At 60.9% G+C, this 23902-nt stretch carries 25 protein-coding genes; 11 read left to right on the top strand and 14 right to left on the bottom strand.

Going from position 1 to position 23902, the window contains the following annotated elements; all coding sequences use genetic code 11:
• Positions 1 to 5: 5 nt before the first annotated feature.
• Genes mlaD through HU755_RS06180 form a run of 3 tightly spaced genes read right to left on the bottom strand, consistent with a single transcriptional unit; the run spans position 6 to position 2079 of the window.
• Entirely contained in the window at positions 6 to 473 is a 468-nt protein-coding gene (mlaD, locus tag HU755_RS06170; RefSeq protein WP_186547255.1) for an outer membrane lipid asymmetry maintenance protein MlaD, read from the bottom strand.
• Positions 473 to 1270 (bottom strand): lipid asymmetry maintenance ABC transporter permease subunit MlaE, encoded by a 798-nt coding sequence (mlaE, locus tag HU755_RS06175; RefSeq protein ID WP_186547256.1) that lies wholly within the window; start codon positions 1268 to 1270, stop codon positions 473 to 475. Before mlaE ends, mlaD begins: the two co-directional genes overlap by 1 nt.
• Positions 1270 to 2079, bottom strand: coding sequence for an ATP-binding cassette domain-containing protein (locus HU755_RS06180; protein ID WP_186547257.1), 810 nt, complete (start codon positions 2077 to 2079; stop codon positions 1270 to 1272). The genes mlaE and HU755_RS06180 overlap by 1 nt, the downstream gene beginning before the upstream one ends.
• A 274-nt stretch (positions 2080 to 2353) precedes the next feature.
• Between HU755_RS06180 and HU755_RS06185 the strand changes: the two genes are divergently transcribed.
• The 10 genes from HU755_RS06185 (at position 2354) to HU755_RS06230 (ending at position 9376) form a co-directional block, all read left to right on the top strand.
• Positions 2354 to 3328 carry a KpsF/GutQ family sugar-phosphate isomerase gene (locus HU755_RS06185; RefSeq protein ID WP_186618692.1) on the top strand — a complete coding sequence of 325 codons (975 nt, stop codon included), beginning with the start codon at positions 2354 to 2356 and terminating at the stop codon, positions 3326 to 3328.
• Complete coding sequence (locus HU755_RS06190) at positions 3328 to 3852, top strand: HAD family hydrolase (RefSeq protein WP_186547259.1); 525 nt, start codon at positions 3328 to 3330, stop codon at positions 3850 to 3852. The genes HU755_RS06185 and HU755_RS06190 overlap by 1 nt, the downstream gene beginning before the upstream one ends.
• An 8-nt stretch (positions 3853 to 3860) precedes the next feature.
• A complete protein-coding gene (gene lptC / locus HU755_RS06195; RefSeq protein ID WP_186631019.1) occupies positions 3861 to 4433 on the top strand; it encodes an LPS export ABC transporter periplasmic protein LptC in 573 nt (190 codons plus the stop codon).
• Positions 4420 to 4965: a lipopolysaccharide transport periplasmic protein LptA gene (gene lptA / locus HU755_RS06200; protein WP_186618689.1), complete on the top strand. Its 546-nt coding sequence runs from the start codon at positions 4420 to 4422 to the stop codon at positions 4963 to 4965. Before lptC ends, lptA begins: the two co-directional genes overlap by 14 nt.
• Positions 4965 to 5690 (top strand): LPS export ABC transporter ATP-binding protein, encoded by a 726-nt coding sequence (gene lptB, locus HU755_RS06205; protein ID WP_186547262.1) that lies wholly within the window; start codon positions 4965 to 4967, stop codon positions 5688 to 5690. Before lptA ends, lptB begins: the two co-directional genes overlap by 1 nt.
• 185 nt (positions 5691 to 5875) lie before the next feature.
• The gene (locus tag HU755_RS06210) at positions 5876 to 7366 is read left to right on the top strand and encodes an RNA polymerase factor sigma-54 (protein ID WP_186630946.1); all 1491 of its coding nucleotides are present in this window, start codon (positions 5876 to 5878) and stop codon (positions 7364 to 7366) included.
• Positions 7367 to 7439: 73 nt separating this feature from the next.
• A complete protein-coding gene (raiA, locus tag HU755_RS06215) occupies positions 7440 to 7748 on the top strand; it encodes a ribosome-associated translation inhibitor RaiA (RefSeq protein ID WP_186618687.1) in 309 nt (102 codons plus the stop codon).
• Between the two features lie 12 nt (positions 7749 to 7760).
• Positions 7761 to 8225: a PTS IIA-like nitrogen regulatory protein PtsN gene (gene ptsN, locus HU755_RS06220; protein WP_186630947.1), complete on the top strand. Its 465-nt coding sequence runs from the start codon at positions 7761 to 7763 to the stop codon at positions 8223 to 8225.
• A 2-nt stretch (positions 8226 to 8227) separates the two neighbouring features.
• Positions 8228 to 9085 (top strand): RNase adapter RapZ, encoded by an 858-nt coding sequence (gene rapZ / locus HU755_RS06225; protein ID WP_186547265.1) that lies wholly within the window; start codon positions 8228 to 8230, stop codon positions 9083 to 9085.
• Between the two features lie 15 nt (positions 9086 to 9100).
• The gene (locus HU755_RS06230; RefSeq protein WP_186630948.1) at positions 9101 to 9376 is read left to right on the top strand and encodes an HPr family phosphocarrier protein; all 276 of its coding nucleotides are present in this window, start codon (positions 9101 to 9103) and stop codon (positions 9374 to 9376) included.
• Between the two features lie 120 nt (positions 9377 to 9496).
• Here HU755_RS06230 and HU755_RS06235 read toward each other — a convergent pair whose 3' ends face one another.
• The 6 genes from HU755_RS06235 to pmbA form a co-directional block, all read right to left on the bottom strand.
• On the bottom strand, positions 9497 to 10390 hold the full coding sequence (locus HU755_RS06235) for a ZIP family metal transporter (protein ID WP_186630949.1): 894 nt from the start codon (positions 10388 to 10390) through the stop codon (positions 9497 to 9499).
• Positions 10391 to 10420: 30 nt separating this feature from the next.
• Positions 10421 to 11032, bottom strand: a complete 612-nt coding sequence (locus tag HU755_RS06240) for a superoxide dismutase (protein WP_186630950.1) — start codon at positions 11030 to 11032, stop codon at positions 10421 to 10423.
• Position 11033: 1 nt separating this feature from the next.
• Entirely contained in the window at positions 11034 to 11474 is a 441-nt protein-coding gene (locus HU755_RS06245) for a hypothetical protein (protein ID WP_186630951.1), read from the bottom strand.
• Positions 11475 to 11501: 27 nt separating this feature from the next.
• A complete protein-coding gene (locus HU755_RS06250) occupies positions 11502 to 12878 on the bottom strand; it encodes a lyase family protein (RefSeq protein WP_186630952.1) in 1377 nt (458 codons plus the stop codon).
• On the bottom strand, positions 12859 to 13266 hold the full coding sequence (locus tag HU755_RS06255) for a FagA protein (protein ID WP_186630953.1): 408 nt from the start codon (positions 13264 to 13266) through the stop codon (positions 12859 to 12861). Before HU755_RS06255 ends, HU755_RS06250 begins: the two co-directional genes overlap by 20 nt.
• A gap of 241 nt (positions 13267 to 13507) precedes the next feature.
• A complete protein-coding gene (gene pmbA, locus HU755_RS06260; RefSeq protein WP_186630954.1) occupies positions 13508 to 14860 on the bottom strand; it encodes a metalloprotease PmbA in 1353 nt (450 codons plus the stop codon).
• Positions 14861 to 14962: 102 nt separating this feature from the next.
• Here pmbA and yjgA point away from each other — a divergent pair, with 102 nt between their 5' ends.
• Positions 14963 to 15487, top strand: a complete 525-nt coding sequence (yjgA, locus tag HU755_RS06265; protein ID WP_025109468.1) for a ribosome biogenesis factor YjgA — start codon at positions 14963 to 14965, stop codon at positions 15485 to 15487.
• Positions 15488 to 15538: 51 nt separating this feature from the next.
• On the opposite strand, the gene tldD is transcribed toward yjgA, so the two are convergent.
• From tldD to HU755_RS06290, 5 genes are all read right to left on the bottom strand, one after another.
• On the bottom strand, positions 15539 to 16981 hold the full coding sequence (gene tldD, locus HU755_RS06270; protein ID WP_007961588.1) for a metalloprotease TldD: 1443 nt from the start codon (positions 16979 to 16981) through the stop codon (positions 15539 to 15541).
• A gap of 4 nt (positions 16982 to 16985) precedes the next feature.
• On the bottom strand, positions 16986 to 17846 hold the full coding sequence (locus HU755_RS06275) for a carbon-nitrogen hydrolase family protein (RefSeq protein WP_186630955.1): 861 nt from the start codon (positions 17844 to 17846) through the stop codon (positions 16986 to 16988).
• A 58-nt stretch (positions 17847 to 17904) separates the two neighbouring features.
• Positions 17905 to 21708 carry a YhdP family protein gene (locus tag HU755_RS06280; protein ID WP_186630956.1) on the bottom strand — a complete coding sequence of 1268 codons (3804 nt, stop codon included), beginning with the start codon at positions 21706 to 21708 and terminating at the stop codon, positions 17905 to 17907.
• A gap of 75 nt (positions 21709 to 21783) precedes the next feature.
• A complete protein-coding gene (rng, locus tag HU755_RS06285) occupies positions 21784 to 23241 on the bottom strand; it encodes a ribonuclease G (RefSeq protein WP_016771696.1) in 1458 nt (485 codons plus the stop codon).
• A 58-nt stretch (positions 23242 to 23299) separates the two neighbouring features.
• Positions 23300 to 23896 carry a nucleoside triphosphate pyrophosphatase gene (locus HU755_RS06290; RefSeq protein ID WP_186630957.1) on the bottom strand — a complete coding sequence of 199 codons (597 nt, stop codon included), beginning with the start codon at positions 23894 to 23896 and terminating at the stop codon, positions 23300 to 23302.
• Between the last annotated feature and the right edge of the window lie 6 nt (positions 23897 to 23902).

The raw sequence follows: 23902 nt of genomic DNA on the forward strand, positions 1-23902 counted from the left end.
GCTCCTCATTTGGCGTCTTTGCTAACGGTATTGAGCAGGAATTTACCGATCAGGTCTTCCAGTACCAGTGACGACTGCGTGTCGTGGATGGTTCCGCCATCCTTCAACTGAGTGTCTTCGCCGCCGACACTGATACCGATGTACTTCTCGCCCAGCAGACCCGCGGTCAGGATAGACGCTGTGGAATCAACCGGCAGGTTGTCGACCTTTTTATCCACTTGCAGGGTGACCCGACCGGTAAAGCTGTCGCGATCCAGATCGATCGCCGTGACCTTGCCGATGGTCACACCGGCCATGGTCACTTTGGCTCTGACCGTCAAACCGGCGATATTGTCGAAATAGGCATACAGTTTATAAGTGTCGGTGGACGAAGTCGCAGACAGGCCACTGACCCGCAAGGCGAGCAGCAGCAAAGCCAGGATCCCTGCCAGCAGGAACAGGCCGACACCGATTTCCAGGGTGCGGTTTTGCATCAGAAATCTCCAAACATCAAAGCGGTCAGAATAAAGTCCAGGCCGAGCACTGCCAGCGAGGCAAACACCACGGTCTTGGTAGTGGCACGACTGATCCCCTCGGAAGTGGGCTCACAGTCATAGCCTTGAAATACGGCGATCCAGGTCACGACAAAGGCGAAAACGATGCTTTTGATCACGCCGTTGAGCACGTCGTCGACGAAGTTCACGCTGTTCTGCATGTTCGCCCAGTAGGAGCCTTCATACACGCCCAGCCAGTCGACGGCCACCCACGAACCGCCCCAGATGCCCACCACACTGAAGATCATCGCCAGCACTGGCAGGGAAATGAAACCGGCCCACAGCCGCGGGGCGATGATGTACTTGAGCGGATCGACACCGATCATTTCCAGGCTGGACAACTGCTCGGTGGACTTCATGTTGCCAATTTCGGCTGTCAGCGCCGAACCGGCGCGCCCGGCAAACAGCAACGCTGTGACCACCGGACCCAGCTCGCGCAACAGCGTCAGGGCGACCATCTGCCCCACCGCCTGCTCGGAACCATAGCTCGACAAAATACTGAAGCCCTGCAGGGCCAGGACCATGCCGATAAAGATGCCGGAGACCACGATGATCACCAGCGACATGACGCCTACCGAATGCAGCTGCTTGACCAGCAGGCCAAAACCGCCGCTGATGCCGCCGCGACCCAGCAAGGCATGAAACAGGAACAAGGTCGCACGACCAAACACCGCAACGGCGTCGATCGCCGCTTCGCCAAACCGGCGCACGCGTTCTATCAATGAAATTCTGCGCATCAGCGCTTCCCCAGAAGATCTGCGCGGTAATCCGTCGCTGGAAAGTGATACGGCACCGGGCCATCGGGGTCGCCGGTCATGAACTGACGAATGCGCGGCTCTTGCGAGTTCATCAACTCGTCCGGCGTGCCCTGCCCCAGCACCTGGCCGTCGCCCACGACATAGATGTAGTCGGCGATGCTCGCGGTTTCTGCCAGGTCGTGGGAGACCACGATACTGGTAATCCCCAGCGCATCGTTGAGCAGACGGATCAGGCGCACCAGCACGCCCATGGCGATGGGGTCCTGGCCGACAAAGGGCTCGTCGTACATGAGAATCTGCGGGTCCAGCGCGATGGCACGCGCCAGTGCCACACGGCGCTTCATACCGCCGGACAGTTCATCGGGCATCAAATCGATGGCGCCACGCAAACCCACCGCCTGCAACTTGAGCAGAACGATGTCGCGAATCATGTCTTCCGGCAGTTGGGTATGCACACGCAGGGGGAACGCCACGTTCTCGAAGACATCGAGATCGGTAAACAGCGCGCCGCTCTGAAACAGCACGCCCATGTGCTTGCGCGCATCGAACAGATCACTGCGCGACAGCGTCGGCAGGTTCTGGCCGTTGACCCAGACTTCGCCGCTGGACGGGCGCAACTGCGCGCCCATCATGCGCAACAGCGTGGTCTTGCCACACCCGGAAGGCCCCATGATGCCGGTGACTTTGCCGCGCGGGATGCGAATATCGACGTTATTGAAAATGCTGCGCGCACCGCGCTTGAAGGAAACTCCCTTCAGCTCGACCGCGTAGGCGTTATCGGCACTCATCTAAACTCCTTGCGATGCAGCCTCTCACTTGGATGCCAGGCTTTCAGTGGAAAGCACCTACATCCCGGGCAGGCCGAACTGGCGGCGAACTATATCACTGCAAAGGCCAAGCGCCCAAGCCTGAACCCCTCGCAGATCAGCGACATGAGAGGGTCGCCGCTACTTTTAGAGGGTTTTGGTAACGAGTAATGACAAAGCACGACGAACTTGCGTGAGGCTTTGCAACTAAACCGCTATAATCGCCGCCTTTTCATCGGGCTAAACGATTCCTGACATGAGCAAAACCCGCGACCTGATTCAATCGGCACAACGCACCATCCGCCTCGAAGTGGAAGCCGTCCAAGGCTTGATGCCCCATATCGACGCCGATTTCGTGCGCGCCTGCGAGATGATTCTGGCCAGCAAGGGGCGTGTGGTCGTGGTCGGCATGGGCAAATCGGGGCACATCGGCAACAAGATTGCCGCCACCCTGGCCAGCACCGGCACCCCGGCGTTTTTCGTGCACCCGGCCGAAGCCAGCCACGGCGACATGGGCATGATCACTCGCGACGACGTGATCCTGGCCCTGTCGAACTCCGGCTCGACCAATGAAATCGTGACCTTGCTGCCCCTGATCAAACGCCTGGGCATCCAGTTGATCAGCCTCACCGGCAACCCGCAGTCGCCGCTGGCGAAGGCCGCCGAGGTCAATCTCAACGTCCACGTCGAGCACGAAGCCTGCCCGCTGAACCTGGCGCCGACCTCTTCGACGACGGCAGCGCTGGTCATGGGCGATGCCCTCGCGGTTGCGCTGCTGGAGGCGCGCGGCTTTACCGCTGAAGACTTCGCCTTCTCTCATCCGGGCGGAGCGCTTGGGCGTCGTCTGCTGCTGAAAGTGGAAAACGTCATGCACGCCGGACAGGAGCTGCCGCAAGTGCAACGCGGCACTTTGCTCAAGGACGCGCTGATGGAGATGACCCGCAAGGGCCTCGGCATGACCGTCATCCTTGAAGCCGACGGCAAGCTCGCCGGGATCTTCACCGACGGCGACTTGCGTCGCACCCTGGATCGCGCCATCGATATCCGCAGCGCCACCATTGACCAGGTGATGACCGCGCACGGCAAGACCGCCCGGCCCGAGATGCTCGCCGCCGAAGCCCTGAAAATCATGGAAGACCATCGAATCAACGCCCTGGTAGTCGTCGACGAGGAGGATCGCCCGATCGGCGCCTTCAACCTCTCCGATCTGCTGCGCGCAGGAGTCATGTAATGAGCAACGATCTGCTGCAACGCGGCAAAGCGATCAAACTGGCAGTCTTCGACGTCGATGGCGTCCTTACCGACGGACGTTTGTATTTCCTCGAAGACGGCAGCGAGTTCAAGACGTTCAACACCCTCGACGGCCAGGGCATCAAAATGCTGATGAATGCCGGCGTGCAGACGGCTATCATCAGTGGCCGCAAAACCCCGGTGGTCGAGCGCCGCGCAAAAAACCTCGGTATCCCTCATCTGTTTCAGGGGCGCGAGGACAAACTGGTCGTTCTCGACGGCCTGCTGGCGCAACTGGGCCTAAGCTATGAACAGGTCGCCTACCTCGGTGACGATCTGCCTGACCTGCCGGTGATCCGCCGCGTGGGCCTGGGCATGGCCGTTGCCAACGCTGCCGATTTCGTCCGCGAACATGCCCACGGCGTGACCCGCGCCCGCGGCGGCGAAGGTGCCGCCCGCGAGTTCTGCGAATTGATCCTGCGCGCCCAGGGCCGCCTCGATGCGGCCAACGCCGCGTACCTGTGAGCCTGACCATGTTTAGCAAAAAGTTTCGCAACTTCCTGCTGTTCGGCTGCATCGCTGCGATCTTCGCTGCGGTCGGCTATTGGAATATCAGCCCGGAGCGCTTTCTCGACAAGCCGCCGGTGTCGACCGCCGAAAATCCAATCGACTGGTACGCGACCAACACGCACACCATTCAGTATCTGCCGGACGGCAAAGTGCAGTACGAGATGACCTCCGACAAGGCCGAGCACGTCAAGGCCACCGACGTCACTCTGGTCACCAGACCGGACTTGAACATGTATCGCGGCACCGACTTCCCATGGCACGTGACCAGTGAGCGCGGCGAAGTGAATTCGGGCGGTACCGAAGTGGAATTGATCGACTCGGTGCGCGTACAGCGTACCGATGAGAAAAATCGCGGCACCCTGATCACCAGCACCCGCATGACCGTGTTCCCGCAGCAAGAATATGCGCAGACCGCGCAACCCGTTAGAATCGAGGGCGCTGGCGGTGTATCGACTGGCGTCGGAATGAAAGCGTACCTGAAGGAAAGCAGGATACACCTGCAATCGAACGTAAGAGGACAGTATGAGGCTCGTTAAAACCCTCCCTATTTTGCTCAGTCTGGGCGCAGCACTGGGAAGCGTGAGCGCCTGGTCCCTGCCGAACGATCAGCAGCAACCGATCCGCATTCAGGCCGACGACGCCCAACTGGACGACAAGAATGGCATTGCCACCTATAAAGGTGACGTGATCATTACTCAGGGTTCGATGATCGTCAAAGGCAACACGGTGACCATGACTCGCGCGCCGAATGGCGACATCGACGTTGTGACCTCCGTGGGCAACCTGGCTTACTTCGAACAGTTGCAAACCCAGGGCGACACCAAACCGGTACAAGGCTACGGCGTGACGATTCAGTACCACGCCCAGCAAAACCGCGTCGTGCTGATCGACAAGGCCAAGGTCGTCGACAAGGACGGCAACGTTACTCAGGGCGAGAAAATCGTCTACGACACCGTGAAGAAACTCGCCAGCGCCGGTCGCGCCACGGGCAGCAAAGTCACCGAAGCGCGTCCGCGCATCGACATGGTGATCCAGCCGAAGAAGAAAACCGACGAGAAAACCCAGTAATGGCAACTCTGAAAGCTCAGCACCTGGCCAAGGCCTATAAAAGCCGTCAGGTCGTGCGTGACGTCAGTCTGTCGATCGACAGCGGCCAGATCGTCGGCTTGCTCGGTCCGAACGGCGCCGGCAAGACGACATGCTTTTACATGATCGTCGGCCTGGTGCAGGCCGATCAGGGCCGCGTGCTGATCGATGATCTGGACGTCAGTCACCAGCCAATGCACGGTCGCGCCAAGGCCGGTATCGGCTATCTGCCGCAAGAAGCGTCGATCTTCCGCAAACTGTCGGTGGCCGACAACATCATGGCGATTCTCGAGACCCGTCAGGAACTCGACAAGGCCGGCCGTCGCAAGGAGCTGGAAAGCCTGCTGCAGGAATTCCACATCAGCCACATTCGCGACAACCTCGGCATGAGCCTGTCCGGTGGTGAGCGTCGCCGGGTGGAAATCGCACGCGCCCTGGCCACCGCGCCGAAATTTATCCTGCTCGACGAACCGTTCGCCGGTGTCGACCCGATCTCGGTCGGCGACATCAAGCAGATCATTCACCATCTCAAGGCCAAGGGCATCGGTGTGCTGATCACCGACCACAACGTCCGCGAGACCCTCGATATCTGCGAAACCGCCTATATCGTCAACGATGGCCAACTGATCGCTGAAGGCGATGCGCAAACCATTCTGGCCAACGATCTGGTCAAGGAAGTGTATCTGGGTCACGAATTCCGCCTGTAAGCGACAGTGCCGGGTGAGCCGCCCGGGCGCCGTATCGATTCAAGCAGGATTTAATACGCTTTAATTGTTACAGCGCTCTAGGCAAACACTTCAGTTTCAGGCATATAATTTGCTTAAGTTTGGCGCTCCGGCGCCCTGTAGTGGATGGCGCATAGCGCCGGCGAATAAGGTGTTAAGCCCCTGCCATGAAACCATCGCTAGTCTTGAGAATGGGCCAGCAGCTGACGATGACACCGCAGCTGCAACAGGCCATCCGCCTGCTCCAATTGTCCACCCTGGATCTGCAACAGGAAATCCAGGAGGCCCTGGAATCCAATCCGATGCTCGAACGCCAGGAAGAAGGCGACGACTTCGACAATTCCGACCCGCTGGCCGACAGCACCGAACAAAAGCCCGCCGAAATTCAGGAACCGTCCTACCAGGAAGCCGCCCCGACGGTGGATAACCTCGAGGAAGGCGAATGGAACGAGCGCATCCCTAACGAACTTCCGGTCGATACCGCCTGGGAAGACGTCTACCAGACCAGCGCCAGCAGCCTGCCCAGCAGCGATGACGACGAGTGGGATTTCACCACCCGCACATCGGTTGGCGAAAGCCTGCAAAGCCATCTGCTGTGGCAACTGAATCTCGCGCCGATGTCCGACACCGACCGGCTGATCGCCGTGACGCTGATCGATTGCATCAACAATCAGGGCTATCTCGACGAAACCCTCGACGAGATCCTTGAAGCATTCGACCCGGAACTGGACATCGAGCTGGACGAAATCGAAGCCGTCCTGCACCGCATCCAGCAGTTCGAACCCGCCGGCATCGGCGCCCGCAACCTCAGCGAGTGCCTGCTGCTGCAGCTGCGTCAGTTGCCGGCCCGGACGCCGTGGCTGGCCGAGGCCAAACGTCTGGTCACCGATTACATCGACCTGCTGGGCAGCCGCGATTACAGCCAGTTGATGCGCCGCATGAAGCTCAAGGAAGATGAGCTGCGCCAGGTCATCGAACTGGTGCAGAGCCTTAATCCGCGTCCGGGCTCGCAGATCGAGTCCACCGAAGCCGAGTACGTCATCCCCGATGTTATCGTGCGCAAGGACAACGAACGCTGGCTGGTCGAGCTGAATCAGGAATCCGTACCGCGTCTGCGGGTCAACGCCCAGTACGCCGGCTTCGTCAAGCGCGCCGACACCAGCGCCGACAACACCTTCATGCGCAATCAGTTGCAGGAAGCGCGCTGGTTCATCAAGAGCCTGCAAAGCCGCAACGAAACCCTGATGAAAGTGGCCACGCAGATTGTCGAGCACCAACGCGGCTTCCTGGAATATGGCGACGAAGCGATGAAGCCGCTGGTCCTGCATGACATCGCCGAAGCCGTAGGCATGCATGAATCGACGATTTCCCGGGTGACCACGCAGAAATTCATGCATACCCCACGCGGTATTTATGAACTGAAATACTTTTTCTCCAGCCACGTCAGCACCTCCGAAGGCGGCGAATGCTCGTCCACGGCGATCCGCGCGATCATTAAAAAACTGGTTGCCGCGGAAAATCAGAAAAAGCCGTTGAGCGACAGCAAGATCGCTGGTTTACTGGAGGCACAAGGCATTCAGGTGGCTCGCCGCACGGTCGCCAAGTACCGCGAATCCCTCGGGATCGCGCCTTCGAGCGAGCGCAAACGGTTGATGTAAGCCACGTTACAGCGTTCCAGTGGCAGGCTTTTCGGCCTGCCGCTTTATGCACTGGCAACGAAGGAGAAGCTGTATGCAAGTCAACATCAGTGGACACCAACTGGAAGTGACCGACCCCCTGCGCACCTACATCGGTGAGAAACTTGACCGACTGGAGAGGCATTTCGACAAAATCACCAACGTGCAAGTCACGATGTGCGTCGAAAAACTGCTGCAGAAGATCGAAGCCACACTGCATATACCCGGCGGAGAAGTAGTTGCCAACGCAGAGCACACAGACATGTATGCCGCGATTGACCTGCTGACCGACAAGCTGGATCGCCAACTCAAAAAGCATAAGGAAAAGACCCAGAGCCTCCTCCAGGGCGCTACCGGTCGTTAACCCCCCTATCCCATGATCCGACTTGAAACCATCCTGACCCCCGGCCGCTCCCAAGTGAGCGCGCCGGGCGGCAGCAAGAAAAAAGCCCTCGAACAGATTGCCAACCTGATCCACCGCGAAGTGCCGGATCTGGCGATGCAGGATGTCTTCGAGGCCCTGGTTGCCCGTGAAAAACTCGGCTCCACCGGTTTTGGCAACGGCATCGCCATTCCCCACTGCCGCCTCAAGGGTTGCCAGTCGCCGATCAGCGCGCTGATGCACCTTGAAGCCCCGATTGATTTCGACGCCATCGATGGCGCCCCGGTGGACCTGCTGTTCGTGTTGCTGGTACCGGAAGCTGCGACCGATGCACACCTGGAATTGCTGCGCCAGATCGCCAGCATGCTCGATCGCAAGGAAGTGCGCGACAGACTGCGCAGCGCGCCAAGCAACGAAGCGCTGTACCAGGTCGTCCTGGACGAGCAGAACGGGCACTAATCATGCGTTTGATCATCGTCAGCGGCCGTTCGGGCTCGGGTAAAAGTACCGCCCTGAATGTCCTCGAGGACAACGGCTATTACTGCATTGATAACCTGCCGGCTGGCCTGCTGCCGGAACTGGCCGAACGCGCGCTGATCCACACCGAACTGGCACAGCCGCTGGTGGCCGTATCGATCGATGCGCGCAACCTGCCGAGCCACCTGTCGCGCTTCCCTGAACTGCTCGAAGATGCCCGGAGCAAGCACATTCAGTGCGATGTGCTGTATCTGGATGCCGACGAAGAAACCCTGCTCAAGCGTTTCTCCGAAACGCGCCGTCGTCACCCGCTGAGCAACGCCGACCGTTCGCTGGCCGAGGCGATCAAGGATGAAAGCGCCCTGCTCGGCCCGATTGCCGATCTGGCTGACTTGAAGATCAACACCACGCATCTGAACCTCTATCAGTTGCGCGACACCATCAAGTTGCGTCTGCTGAACCAGCCGGAGCCGGGTACGGCGTTTCTGGTCGAGTCGTTTGGCTTCAAGCGCGGCATGCCGGTCGACGCCGACCTGGTCTTTGATGTGCGCTGCCTGCCCAACCCGTACTGGAAACCGGAGCTGCGCGAGCAGTCCGGTCTCGACGCGCCGGTGGCCGAGTACCTGGCGGAACAGCCGGATGTCGAGGAAATGTATCAGGACATCTTCGCCTACCTGCACAAGTGGCTGCCGCGTTTCGCCGCGAGCAATCGCGCCTACGTCACCGTTGCTATTGGCTGCACCGGCGGGCACCACCGCTCTGTCTACCTGACCGAACGCCTGGGTCAGGCCCTGCAAAAAACCTTGAAGAACGTCCAGGTTCGCCACCGCGACCTCACCTAAAGGATTCACACCGCGATGCCTGCTCGTGAAATCGAAATCATCAACAAATTGGGGCTGCACGCCCGAGCGTCGGCCAAGTTCGTCGGCGTTGCCGGCAAATTTCCGAACACGACGATAAGAGTGGGCCGCACGCCCGAGAGCACAGTGGACGGTAAAAGCATTATGGCAATGATGATGCTGGCGGCGGGCAAGGGCACCAAAATCCATTTGAGCACCGAGGGCGAGCAAGCCCAGGAAGCCATGGACGCCTTGGTAGAGCTGATCAACAACTACTTCGACGAAGGCGAGTGACCCTGTGGCGAGGGAGCTTGCTCCCGCTCGGCTGCGCAGCAGTCGTCAGTGCGGTGCAGCTGGAAAAAATCCAGCGGGGCCGCTTCGCAGCCCGGCGGGAGCAAGCTCCCACACCACAGCTCAACCCAACGCCGTATCCATGACCATCATCAGACAAAACCCGATCAACAAACCGAGACTCGCCAGCCTGTCATGACCATGACGGCGCGACTCCGGGATGACTTCGTGAGTGACCACCAGCAACATCGCCCCCGCCGCCAGTGCCAATCCCAGAGGCAACAGCACTTGCGCCAGACTCACCAGCCAGGCACACAACACTGCGAACACCGGTTCGACCAGACCTGACGCCGCGCCGATCAGGAATGCCCTGACACGCGACATCCCCGCCCCGGCCAGCACCAACGCAATCACCAACCCCTCCGGCACATCCTGCAAGGCGATACCCATCGCCAGGCTGTCCGCTTCCGGCATACCGCCGCCAGCAGACACACCGACCGCCATGCCTTCCGGAATGTTGTGCGCGATGATGGCGAACACGAACAGCCAGATCCGCGGTGGAATCACCGGATGCTCCAGCGTGCCGATGAGCATTTGCGGCGAAGCCCCCGACAGTCTGCGATCAACCAGGTACAGACCGAGCGCCCCCAGCAAAATGCCGATACAGATCAGTCCGCTGGCCGTCCACGGAGTCAGGCCCAGACTTTCAGCAGCGGCGATGCCCGGCACGATCAGCGAGAACGCTGTCGCCGCCAGCATGACCCCGGCACCGAACCCCAGCAAGGTGTCGCTGAGCGCTTGCGGCATGCGCCGGATCACCAGCACCGGGACCGCCCCGAGCGCCGTGCCGAGGGCGCAGATCGCACCACCCTGCAAGGCTCTGGACAGTCTCGGCGCAAGATCCAGCCATTGCAGCCCGTGCCCGACCAGCAAGGTCATGCCCGCCAACAGCAACAGCGATCCCACGGCGTAACGAAACATACGCCCACTTGTGATCGCCAGTGTCTCAGTGCCCATAGTCAGCCTTGGATTGTTGTTATCGGAAACTCAGGCCAGTGCGGCCTGGTAGCGCGCAGCGACTTCAGGCCAATTGATCACGTTGTAAAACGCATTGATGTATTCCGGACGGCGATTCTGGTACCGCAGGTAATAAGCGTGTTCCCAGACATCGAGACCGAGAATCGGCGTGTTGCCGTTCATCAATGGACTGTCCTGATTGCCGCTGCTTTCCACGATCAGCTTTTTCTCCGGGGTCACGCTGAGCCAGGCCCAGCCGCTGCCGAAACGGGTCAGCGCGGCTTTGGTGAACGCTTCCTTGAAACGGTCGAGTCCGCCCAGTTGTTCATCAATGGCTTTGGCCAAAGCACCGTCGGGCTCGCCGCCGCCGTTGGGCACCATCACTTCCCAGAACAGCGAATGGTTGGCGTGACCGCCGCCCTGATTGATCACCGCTGCGCGAAGCTTTTCCGGCAACTGCTGCACACTGGCGACAAGTTTTTCCACTGGCCACTCGGCAAACTCGGTGCCTTCCACGGCGGCGTTAAGGTTGTTGATGTAGGTCTGGTGATGCTTGGTGTAGTGGATTTCCATGGTTTGCGCATCGATGTGCGGTTCGAGGGCATCGTAGGCGTAAGGCAAGGCAGGCAAGGTAAAAGCCATTTCAATGGACTCCATGGTGGTGAGGGGCTGAGGCGCGACGTGCATTGCCGGTGTCCGGGTGCAGCAGACGCTGGGTGCGCGGGTATTCGCCGTGCTCGCTGATGAAATTCAGCAGTTCGACGTAGGTCTTGCTGCTCTGGCGCAACGCCGCTTCACGCAGGGCCGGGCGCAAGCGTTCATCCTGCATGGTCTGCAATAACCGTTGGTGGATGGCGCACAGATACTCGGCGCTCTCCTCCGGTTGATTCAGGCGCAGGTGCAAATCGGCGAGGTTGTGATGAGAGACGACGCAGGCCGCCACCGCTTCGTCGGCGTCCGCCCAGCGTTCGAACAACACTTGCGCCAGGGCCAGGGCTTGCAGGTAAGCCTCGCGGGCATCGATCAACTCGCCCAGCATGAAGCAGCGATTGGCCCGTTCGATCGTGCGTTTCCAGTGCTCCATGATGAATCTCCAAAGCGGTTGCGGGATTTACACGCCGCCGGCGGTGAGTTTCTCGGGGTTGAGCAACTCTTCCAGCTGGCGGCGTGACAGGTCGGTGTGTTCCAGCGCGACGTCGATCACCGCGCGACCTTCCCTGTAGGCCTGCTTGGCGATTTCGGCGGCTTTCTGGTAGCCGATGATCGGATTGAGCGCAGTCACCAGAATCGGATTACGCGACAGCGCTTCCTTGAGGCGCGCCTCGTTGACTTTGAAGCTGGCGATGGCCTTGTCACCGAGCAGGCGGCTGGCATTGGCCAGCAGCTCAATGCTGCTCAGCAGGTTGTCGGCGATGATCGGCAGCATCACATTGAGTTCGAAGTTGCCCGACTGACCGGCGACGGTGATCACCGAATCGTTGCCGATCACCTGCGCAGCGACCATGGCCGTGGCTTCCGGTATCACCGGATTGACCTTGCCCGGCATGATCGACGAGCCGGGTTGCAGGGCTTCGAGCTCGATTTCGCCGAGACCGGCGAGCGGGCCGGAGTTCATCCAGCGCAGGTCGTTGGCGATCTTCATCAGCGTCACGGCGCAGGCCTTGAGCTGACCGGAAACGGCGACGGCGGTGTCCTGCGAGCCGATCAGCGCGAACAGATCCTTGCCCGGGGTAAATTGCACGTCGGTCAGTTGGCTCAAATGCCGGCTGAAACGCGCCGCGAATTCAGGGTGCGCATTGACCCCGGTGCCGACCGCCGTACCGCCCTGCGCCAGCGATTGCAGGCTGGGCAACAAATCCTGCAAATGACCGATATTGGCCTTGAGCTGCTGCGCCCAGCCATTAAGCACCTGACTCATGCGCACTGGCATCGCGTCCATCAAATGCGTGCGGCCGGTCTTGACGTGGTGATGCACTTGCCCGGCCTTGTGCTCAATGACTTGCACAAGATGCAGCAGCGCCGGCAGTAATTGTTCATGCAAGGCCAGCGCGGCGCTGACATGGATGGTGGTCGGGATGATGTCGTTGCTGCTCTGGCCGCAGTTGACGTGGTCGTTGGCATTGATCGACTCGCCAAGCAGACGGCTGGCCAGCGTAGCGATCACTTCATTGGCGTTCATGTTCGAGCTGGTGCCGGAACCGGTCTGGAAAATATCCACCGGGAAATGCTGCATGAAATTGCCTGCGAGCAGTCCTTGCGCGGCATCGCTGATGGCTTTGCCTTGCGCCGCGCTGATCTGGTTCAACTCGACGTTGGCGCGAGCGGCAGCGGCTTTGGCCAGAATCAGTGCGCGGACGAACTGGCGCGGCATCGGCTTGCCGCTGATCGGGAAGTTATTCACCGCGCGCTGGGTTTGCGCGCCGTAGAGCGCGTCGACCGGCACCTGCAGTTCGCCCATGCTGTCGCGCTCAATACGTGTCTTGGTCATGCGAGTGTCCTTGCAGCAATTCAGTAAGAGGGATCGAGGGTTGCAACTCGCATGTTGCGAGTTGCCAGGTGTAGCGCTGCCAGCGCTGGAGGCGGCATTGGCAAAGCGCCAAGCGCTCCATGTCACGCAACGGCCGCCAGGCCTGATCGAGGCAGAGGCTGCGCCAGTGCCACGGCAAGGCCACATCAGTGGCGGTATCGAGCAACAGACGGAAAGAAGTTCCGGCGACGGTCCAGGGCGAGGTTGCCGTGCAACAGGACAAATAGCGCCCTTCGGCAAGGTAGTGTTCGATCAGGCGTGGCTCGTCAGGATTCAATGCGCAACGGATCTGGCGACTCATCCAGCGCCAGCTTTCGAGGTAGGGCTGCTCGTGCAAGGCAGAACTCATGATCCGGGACTCGTGCGGAGATGAGATTCATTATTATATGATAATGAGAACCAAAACAAGCCTGCATGCACGCAACCTTGTGGGAGCGGGCTTGCTCGCGAATGCAGTGTGTCAGCCAGAGATGTTGTGACTGAAAGACCGCATTCGCGAGCAAGCCCGCTCCCACAGGAGGTTTGTGCAAGCATAAAAAAAGGCGCACCACCCGTTGAGGTGGCGCGCCTTATTTGTGTAACGGCCGGGCTTAACTGCCCGCGACAGTCATCCGCTCGATCAACACCGAACCGGTGCGGATGTTGCTGCGCAGTTCCAGATCATTCCCCACCGCGACAATCTGCTTGAACATGTCGCGCATGTTGCCGGCGATGGTCACTTCCTGCACCGCGAACTGGATTTCGCCGTTTTCGACCCAAAAACCCGCCGCCCCGCGCGAATAGTCGCCGGTGACCATATTCAGGCCATGCCCCATCAACTCGGTGACCAGCAATCCACGGCCCATGCGTTTCAACAGCGCTGCCTGATCTTCATCGCCATGGGTAACGAACAGGTTGTGCACGCCGCCCGCGTTGGCGGTGCTCGGCATGCCCAGTTTGCGTCCGGAGTACGTACCCAGGATGTAAGACACCAACTCACCTTTTTCGACGAACGGTTTGGCATAGGTCGCCAGGCCGTCGCCGTCATAGGAAGCGCTGCCCATGGCGCGCATCAGGTGCGGGCGTTCGTCGATGGTCAACCATTCCGGGAACAGCTTCTGCCCCAGCGAGCCTTCCAGAAATGAAGATTTGCGATACAGGCTGCCGCCCGATACTGCCGACAGGAAACTGCCGAACAAACCGCCCGCCAGTTCAGCGGAAAACAGCACTGGCACTTCGCAAGTCGGCACCGGGCGCGCGCCCAGACGGCTCGCTGCTCGCTGCGCGGCACGCTGGCCGATGCTCACCGGATCGGCGAGCAAGCTGCCCTGACGGCTGACGTCGTACCAGTAATCACGCTGCATCTGGCCGTCGGCTTCGGCGATCATCACGCAACTGAGGCTGTGCCGCGTCGATGCGTAACCACCGATGAAACCGTGGCTGTTGCCATAAACACGGCAACCCTGATGGGTGCTGAGCGTGGTGCCGTCGGCGTTCTTGATCCGCGCATCGGCATCAAAAGCCGCCGCCTCGCAGAGCAAGGCCTTCTCGATGGCTTGCTCCGGGGTGATATCCCACTCGTGGAACAGGTCGAAATCCTTGATGTCTTTGGCCATCAATGCCGCATCGGCAAGGCCTGACGCTTCGTCCTCGGAGGTGTGCCTGGCGATCGCCAGTGCCGCCGCGACCGTTTCACGAATCGCCTCTGGCCCGGTGGCCGAGGTGCTCGCCGAGCCTTTGCGCTGGCCGACGTACAAGGTGATGCCAAAGCCCTGATCGCGGTTGAATTCGACCGTTTCGACCTCGCGCTGACGCACCGAAGTCGACAGGCCCTGCTCCAGCGACACCGCAACTTCACAGGCGCTGGCGCCCTGGCGCTTGGCTTCGGCGATGATCTGCTCGACCTGTTCCTGCAGTGCCGGCAATGCCTGCGGGCCGACGCTTTGAACTGCACTCATGCTCATCTCCACTCAAATTCTGCTTTCGGCTGGGGTCATCGAGCGACCGGGCCGGACAAGCGGCCCCCGACTGGTTATCATGGCGGCGTTTCTTTGCGGACTGCCACCATGGTTGATTCTTACGACGACTCCCTCGATACGGGAGAAAAAAGCAAATCTCAGGTCAAACGCGAGCTGCATGCTCTGGTTGACCTTGGCGAGCGCCTGACCACACTCAAGCCCGACTTGCAGGCAAAACTGCCGTTGACCGACGCTTTGCGTCGGGCATTGGCCGATGCGCCCAAGCACACCGCGAACATTGCGCGTAAACGGCATTTGCAGTTCATCGGCAAACTGATGCGCGACCAGGACACGGACGCGATTCTGACGTTGCTCGATCAACTCGATGCCTCCACTCGCCAGTACAACGAGCGTTTCCATAATCTGGAACGCTGGCGTGACCGCCTGATCGCGGGCGATGACGCCGTGCTGGAGAAATTCGTCGTCGAGTACCCGGACGCCGACCGTCAACAGCTACGCTCCCTGATCCGCCAGGCCCAGCACGAGGTTGCGCAAAACAAACCTCCTGCTTCCAGCCGCAAGATCTTCAAATACATCCGCGAGCTGGACGATACACAACGCGGCCTGCGTTGATATTCGCCACCGGGTGGCCGCCCTGCGCGCCACCCGAAGCTCCACGTCCTCTTATGCGCCCGTGCCACCCACGGTGATCGCATCGATTTTCAGCGTTGGCTGACCGACACCCACCGGCACCGACTGCCCATCCTTGCCGCACGTGCCCACACCGCTGTCCAGCGCCAGATCATTACCGACCATCGACACCCGGCTCATCGCCTCGGGGCCGTTGCCGATCAACGTCGCGCCTTTGACCGGCGCGGTGATTTTGCCGTCCTCGATCAGGTAGGCCTCGCTGGTGGAGAACACGAACTTGCCGCTGGTGATGTCGACCTGACCGCCGCCGAGATTGGCGCAGTAGATGCCTTTCTTCACCGAAGCAATGATTTCCGCCGGATCGCTTTCGCCGCCGAGCATGTAAGTGTTTGTCATCCGTGGCATCGGCAGGTGCGCGTAGGATTCGCGGCGACCGTTACCGGTGCGCGCCACCCCCATCAGACGGGCATTGAGCTTGTCCTGCATGTAACCCTTGAGCACACCGTTTTCGATCAGCGTGGTGCACTCGGTCGGGGTGCCTTCGTCGTCGACACTCAGCGAACCGCGACGCCCGCTCAACGTGCCATCATCAACGATAGTGCAGAGTTTCGAGGCAACCATTTCGCCCATGCGCCCGCTGTAGGCGGAGCTGCCCTTGCGGTTGAAATCGCCTTCCAGACCGTGACCGACCGCCTCGTGCAGCAGCACGCCGGACCAGCCTGAACCCAGTACCACCGGCAGCGTACCGGCCGGCGCCGGGATCGCTTCCAGATTGACCAGCGCCTGACGCAACGCTTCCCGGGCATAGCCCATCGCGCGGTCCTCGGCGAGGAAATAACGGTAATCGGTACGTCCGCCGCCGCCATGTCCGCCACGCTCGCGACGGCCGTTCTGCTCGACGATGACACTGACGTTGAAACGCACCAGCGGTCGCACATCGGCGGCCAGGCCACCGTCGGTAGATGCCACCAGAATCCGTTCCCAGACACCGGCCATGCTCACGCTGACTTGTTGAATGCGCGGATCGAGCGCGCGCGTGGCGACGTCGATGCGCTTGAGCAATTCGACTTTTTCGGCCCGGCTCAGCACTTCCAGCGGGTTGTCCGGCGCATACAGTTGCGCGACATCCTGGGTGCTGAACGCCTGCACGGTGCCGTTCTGCCCGGCGCGGGAGATCGAGCGCGCCGCGCGGGCCGCAGCGCCGAGGGCTTCGAGGGTGATCGCGTTGCTGTAGGCAAAACCGGTTTTTTCACCGGACTGCGCGCGCACGCCAACGCCCTGGTCAAGGTTGAAGCTGCCTTCCTTGACGATGCCGTCTTCCAGCGACCACGATTCGGAAATCTGCCCCTGGAAATACAGATCGGCGGCATCGATGCCAGGGCCGGCGAGATCGCCGAGCACACCTTGCAGGCTCTCGATCGTCACGCCACCGGGCGCCAATAGATGATCACTGACTGAGGACAACAACTCGCTCATAGGTTTACGCCTTAAATTCGTGTTCTGAAGCAGGTCGCTGGGCGCCCTGCGAGAAAAACCGCCGATGACGCGTCACCGGCATGCGCGCCCGAATGGACGCCTGTTCATCGCTGTCGCGAGCGGCCAACAACACCGCTTCGCCTTGATCCTGTTGGGCCAGCACGCGCCCCCACGGGTCGACAATTGCCGCATGACCGAAGGTTTCGCGCGGTCCCGGGTGGGTTCCGCCCTGTGCGGCCGCCAGCACATAACATTGAGTCTCGATGGCACGCGCGCGAATCAGCACATCCCAATGCGCGGCGCCGGTCACGGCAGTAAACGCCGACGGTGCGGTAATCAATTCGGCACCGGCGGCACGCAATTCGCTGTACAGCTCCGGGAAGCGCAAGTCGTAACACACCGTCAGTCCGACGCGACCCACCGGCGTGTCCGCCACCACTACATTGCTGCCATAAGCATAGTCATCGGATTCGCGGTAACGGCCGCGATTGTCCGCCACGTCGACGTCGAACAGATGCAGCTTGTCATAGCGCGCGACGATCTCGCCGTGTTCGTTGATCAACAGCGAGCAGGCATTGGCCTTGGCCGTGGGTTGCCCCAGCGGCGGCAACGGCAATGTGCCGGCGACTATCCATAAGGTGAGGTCGCGGGCGGTCTGTTTCAACCATGGCAGGATCGGCCCTTCGCCCAAGGCTTCGGCGCGGCCGATATCGGCGACGTCGCGACGGCCCATGGCGGCGAAGTTTTCCGGCAGTACCGCGAGCTTCGCCCCGCCAGCGGCCGCCTGTTCAAGCAGGCGCCGGGCCTGAGCCAGATTGGCCAGCACGTCACTCTGGCTGACCATTTGAATCACCGCTAAAGACATGGCGAACTCCCAAAGAGGTAGGTGGCCATGCTACTCCATCGCTTCAAGGCCGGGCCGTTCAAAAAGGCTTGTCGAAGGTGATTTTCGGCTCTTTCCATGGGCCTTTGACGGTGTACTTCACACTGGCGAAGCGTGCCACGCGGTCACCGATCAGCTTGTCGATCAGGAACAACGCACCGCCGACCGCCGGTGCGCCGACGATCAGCGCGGCGATCGGCAGGTTGTTGGTCACCGGCAAGGTCACCAGCAATTTCGCATCCACCTTGTCACCCACCAGATCCAGTGTGCCGTCCAGCTCAAGATTGCTCGAAGGGCCGGTCAGGCGAATCGGTTCTCGCGTCACATAGACGCCGTTATTCGCCACCAGCAGACCTTTGACCCGGTCATAGCTCAAGCCCTTGCCGAACAGGTCGGAGAAGTCCAGGCGCAGACGCCGGCCGATCGAATTGAAGTTGAGCAGGCCGAACACCCGCAGCGCCTGAGCGCCGCCCTCCACTTCAACGAACTGGCCCTTGTTCAGCGAGGCATCCAGAGTGCCGGAGAAGCGCTTGGTCGCCAGCCACGCCGGCGAGCCCGGCCAGCGGCCATCGACGTCCATGTGGAATTCTTCACTGGTCACGCTCGGTGCGAAACCCCAGCCCTTGAGCACGTCAGCGAGGTTCTTGCCGCCAATGCGGCCCTTGTACCAACTGCTGGTCGATCCCGGCGCGCCTTCCCAGCCACCATTGCCTTGCAACAGGATGCCTTTGAGGCCCATGTCGAGGTTGTTCAGGGCGATGCCTTTGGCGGTCGGCCGCACTTTCAGTGACCAGCCACCGACCAGATCCGGGCCGAGGAACAGTTGGTTGAGGGTGATATCCAGTGCCGGAATTTTCGTCGGATCGACCGAGGCCAGCGGGTCAGGCGCGTTTTCGTCGGCCTGCACCGCCGGGTCGGGGGCGGACAGCTTGACGTATTGCAGGTTCACTGCAATCGGCACGCCCTTGGCGTCCGGCAGGCTGGCCGTGCCTTTGGCTTGCTGACTGTCGAGCGCCAGGTTCCAGGCTGCCGGCTTGCGATTGAGCAGCACCGAAGCCTGATCCAGCGTGGTGCCGAACGCGGTCAGCTTGCCAACCTTGAAGTCCGCACTGCTGAGTAGCTTGTTGGCGCTGCCACCGACATCCTGTCCGGCGTATTTATTCAGCACGTCCTGCCACGGCGCGACGTCGAGTTCCGACAGCACGCCACGTATGCGCAGGCCTCTGGATCCCGGCAGCAGCGCCTCGCCGGCACCGAGGAACAACTCGCCCCGACCGTCGGCAAAACTGGCCGGCGGCGCGGCGAAGGTGAAACTGGCGAGTTGATCGTAGCTGACCCAATAACGCCGCTCCTGGCCCTGCAAGGTCATGCGGAACACGGTGTCGCGCCCGACATCGGCGGCCATGCCGAACGGCGCAGGCAGATCCACTGCCACGCCCTTGAGGCTGGAATTGACCATCAACTGGCTGTCGGCGCCGTCGAGGGTCAATTGCAACTGATACGGAATCGTCCCCGACACCGGCAACGGCTGCGTCACGCCAAGCCAGTCGGTGAGTTTCTTGACTTCAACCTGCCCCGACGCTGCGACGCGGGTCCTGAGCTTGTTGGGGCTGCCGTCGGCAAAAATCTGCGCGCTCACCGGCTTGTCGAAAGCCCGCGCGGTGATGTTCTGCCCGCTCAAGCCTTTGGCGCTGTCGAAGCGAAAATCGCCCTTGAGCTGGGTCAGCTCCAGCGTCGGCTCGGCCAGCTTCAGTCGTGCGTTGGCGGTCTTGAAATCAACGAGAATTTTCGGCTGATCGCCCTTGGCCAGCGGAACGTCCAGTTTGAGCTTGCCGCTCAGATCACCGGCGCCTTCCCAGCCGGCAAAGGTTTCGGCCGTACCGATCGGCGCTTCCTGAAGAATTTTCAAACCGTCGCCCAGACCACCGGCGAATGCGCCATCGAGCCGCAGGTGCGTGTTCTGCCCGGCGGGCACGTGGGGAATATTGACGAAGACATCGCTGACTTGCGTATCGAGCAACTGGCCCTTGCTGGCCCAGATGCGCACGCCGCTGTCTTCAATGAACACGTCACCGCTGACCTTGCTCACGTGCGGCCAGCCCGGCTGGAACGCCAGCTCGGCGTCATGCACCTTGAAGAACAGGCTGATGCTGCGGTCGGCCTCACCGGCATTCTTGCTCAGTGATCCCTGATACTGGAAGAAACCCTGATCCACCGCGCCCTTGAGAATCGCCGTGCGCAGCCATTGATCCAGCGCCGGGCTCAACACGGCGGGCAGGTATTTGGCCGTGTAGCGACCGTCGCCCTCGACCAGGCCGACGCGCAGGTCCATGTAGTCTTCCTGGCTATGGTCGAAGTGCAGGCGAATCAGGAAGTCGCCGGCAATCTTGCCCTCCTCGCCCAGCACTTTCAGGTAGGGCGCGATCAGGGTAAAACCGTCCTTGTCGAGCTTCCAGGTCAGCCGCGCATTGGCCTGCAGGTATTGCCACGGCTTGGCGAAAATCGGGTCGAGGTGCAGGACAAAATCCTTGCTGTCCAGGCGCAGCTCGCCGCCGTCGAGATTGCCGGCGAGGCTGCCACTGACATTTCGCGCCGCTGGCGCACCGTGGTAGGCGTCGAAACCGACGTTATCCAGGTTGGCGGCAAAGCCGAATTTGTTGCCGTCGGTGGCGTTCGGGCGGAAATCCAGCAGGACATTGCGCAAGCCGCCGGTCACCTTCAAGCGCTCAACCGCCGTGGCGACACCCTGTGGCAACGGTCCCAGCGCATTGAGCAGCGGCGTGATCGGCGTCAGGTCGAGGCGGTCGGCCTGCAAATGCCAAAGCTCTTCAACCGTGTCGCTCGCCCGGGTCTGTTGTACCTGAACGCGGGACTCCCAGCGGGTTTCACCGAAGCTCATCGCCAGCGAGTCGAGGGTGATCGTCGCGCCTTTGGGGCTGTTCTGGTAATACGCATTCAGCGCCAGATTGTCGATCTGGATCGGTTTGCGCTCGGCGTAGGCACCGGTGACTTGCGGTGCATTCAGGCGTAGCGCGGCGCTTTGCAGGGCGCCTTCGGCCCAATTGACCCACAACTCACCGCCGGCCTTGATCCGGGAAAAATTCCACTGTTGTGTCAGACGCTCGGGCAACCACTTGGACCAGTCGCTCTGCGGCAGACTGGCGTATGCCTCGATGGCGCTGTTCTGCCATTGATCGGGACGAATCCGCGTGCGCAGGTTCAGCGCGACAGGCTGGCCGTCAGGCAGGGTCAAACGGGCATCGAGACGTTGGCGGCTGGCGCCGGTGTGCAGATTCAGCCCGACATAAGTCAGCGTCATTGGCGGGTGATCGAGCGGTTGCAAAGTGACCTGGCTGTCGAGCACCGACAATTGTTTGATCATCTGCGAACGCTGGAACAACTGGACCGGATCGAACGGCTGATCCTTCTGCACCGGCAGGCCTTCCAGTGCCCAGCTACCGTCTTCGGCTTCCTTGAGGCTGATCTTCAGGCCGTTGAGTTCGATATGCGCGAGGCGTACTTCGCGGGCCAGCACACTGGCCCACAGGTCCGGCACCACCCGCACGCGGTCCAGCCGCAACGCGTTGGCGCCGTCGCCGACCATCACGTCATGGGCCAGCAGGATCGGCGCGAAACCGCTCCAGTTGCCTTCCAGCTCGCCAATCTGCAACGGCATACCGAGGGCGGCGCTGGCCTTGTCTTCAAGATCGGCGCGGTATTCGGCCACCAGTGGGGTCAGCTCGCGGCCCAGACTGACGTACAGAGCCATCAACACCAGAACCAACGCGCACAGGCCCAGCCCCCAACGGGTGAGTGCGGCCAAAATGCGTGTCAGACGCTCCATGTCAGTTGGCTCCCATGGCAAAAATACTGCGAAAAGCTGAGGCCAGCCGCGTTGAATGAAAGGTGACGCAGGGCTTCAGAGCAGCACCACGTCATATTGTTCCTGGGAATACATGGTTTCTACCTGGAAGCGTATGGTGCGACCGATGAAGCCTTCAAGCTCGGCGACGTTACCGGACTCTTCGTCGAGCAGGCGATCGACCACTTTCTGGTTGGCCAGCACCCGATAACCCTCGGCCTGATAGGCCCGCGCCTCGCGCAGAATCTCGCGGAAGATCTCGTAACAGATGGTTTCGGCGGTCTTCAATTTGCCCCGTCCCTGACAACTGCTGCACGGTTCGCAGAGCACTTGTTCGAGGCTTTCGCGGGTGCGCTTGCGCGTCATCTGCACCAAACCCAACTCGGTGATGCCGATGATGTTGGTCTTGGCGTGATCACGCTCCAGCTGTTTTTCCAGGGTGCGCAACACTTGCCGCTGATGTTCTTCATCTTCCATGTCGATGAAGTCGATGATGATGATCCCGCCCAGATTGCGCAGGCGCATCTGCCGGGCAATCGCCGTGGCCGCTTCGAGGTTGGTCTTGAAAATGGTTTCTTCGAGATTGCGATGGCCGACGAAGGCGCCCGTGTTCACGTCGATGGTGGTCATGGCTTCCGCCGGGTCGATCACCAGATAGCCGCCGGATTTCAGCGGTACCTTGCGTTCCAGCGCGCGCTGGATTTCGTCTTCGACGCCATACAGGTCGAAGATTGGCCGTTCGCCCGGGTAGTGTTCCAGACGATCGGCGATTTCCGGCATCAGTTCGGCGACGAACTGCGTGGTTTTCTGGAAGGTTTCCCGGGAATCGATGCGGATTTTCTCGATTTTCGGATTGACCAGATCGCGCAGGGTACGCAGGGCCAGGCCGAGGTCTTCGTATATCACGCTCGGCGCGGCAATGGTCTTGATCTGTTCGTTGATCTGATCCCACAGGCGGCGCAGGTAGCGGATGTCCATGAGGATCTCGTCAGCGCCCGCGCCCTCGGCGGCGGTGCGCAGAATGAAGCCGCCGGCCTCCTTGATGCCTTCTTTTGCCACGCAATCGCTGACCACCTGCTTGAGGCGTTCGCGCTCGGCTTCGTCTTCGATCTTCAGCGAAATCCCGACGTGCGCGGTGCGCGGCATGTACACCAGATAGCGCGAGGGAATCGACAGCTGCGTCGTCAGACGCGCACCTTTGGAGCCGATCGGGTCCTTGGTGACTTGTACCACCAGGCTCTGGCCCTCGTGCACCAGCGAGCTGATGCTTTCCACCGCCGGCCCTTCACGCAAGGAAATTTCAGCGGCGTGAATAAACGCGGCGCGGTCCAGGCCGATGTCGACGAACGCTGCCTGCATGCCCGGCAGTACCCGGACGATCTTGCCTTTATAAATGTTGCCGACTATTCCGCGTTTTTGCGTGCGCTCGACGTGGACTTCTTGCAGCACACCGTTTTCGACCACTGCCACGCGCGACTCCATCGGCGTGATGTTGATCAGAATCTCTTCACTCATGGCAGGATCTCGTTCAGGCATGTTCACGATAGTGGCCGCATCTGGATTCGTACGACGCTCAGGGCGTGTTCAGGTTTTGCCAACAGGGTATGCCGAAATGGCCCAGCACCTCAGAGGTTTCGCACAGCGGCAGGCCGACCACGGCCGAATAGCTGCCATCGAGTCCGGCGACAAACACCGCGCCGAGGCCCTGAATGCCGTAGCCGCCGGCCTTGTCGCGCGGTTCGCCGCTGACCCAGTAGGCGGCGGCCTCATCGCGGCTGATCGGGCGAAAGCGCACACGACTGCGCACCACCCGCGACTCGCAGCGCTCGCCTTCGACAATGGCGATGGCAGTCAGCACTTCGTGCTCGTTGCCGGACAACATCATCAGCATGGCGCATGCGTCGGCTTCGTCCACCGGTTTGCCGAGAATTTTGCCGTCGAGCACCACTGCGGTATCGGCCCCCAGTACACAAAACGGCTGGTCGGCGACGACCGCGCGGCGTCCGGCCTCAGCCTTGCCACGCGCGAGGCGTTCGACATAGGCCGAGGGCGATTCGTCAGGAAGCGGGGTTTCGTCGATGTCCGCGCTGATGGCGGTGAACCGCACGCCGATCTGCGCGAGCAGTTCACGGCGACGTGGCGATCCGGAGGCGAGGTAAAGCAGTTTCATCAAACC

Source organism: Pseudomonas sp. SWRI111, from assembly GCF_014268555.1.
GTDB classification, from domain to species: domain Bacteria; phylum Pseudomonadota; class Gammaproteobacteria; order Pseudomonadales; family Pseudomonadaceae; genus Aquipseudomonas; species Aquipseudomonas hamedanensis.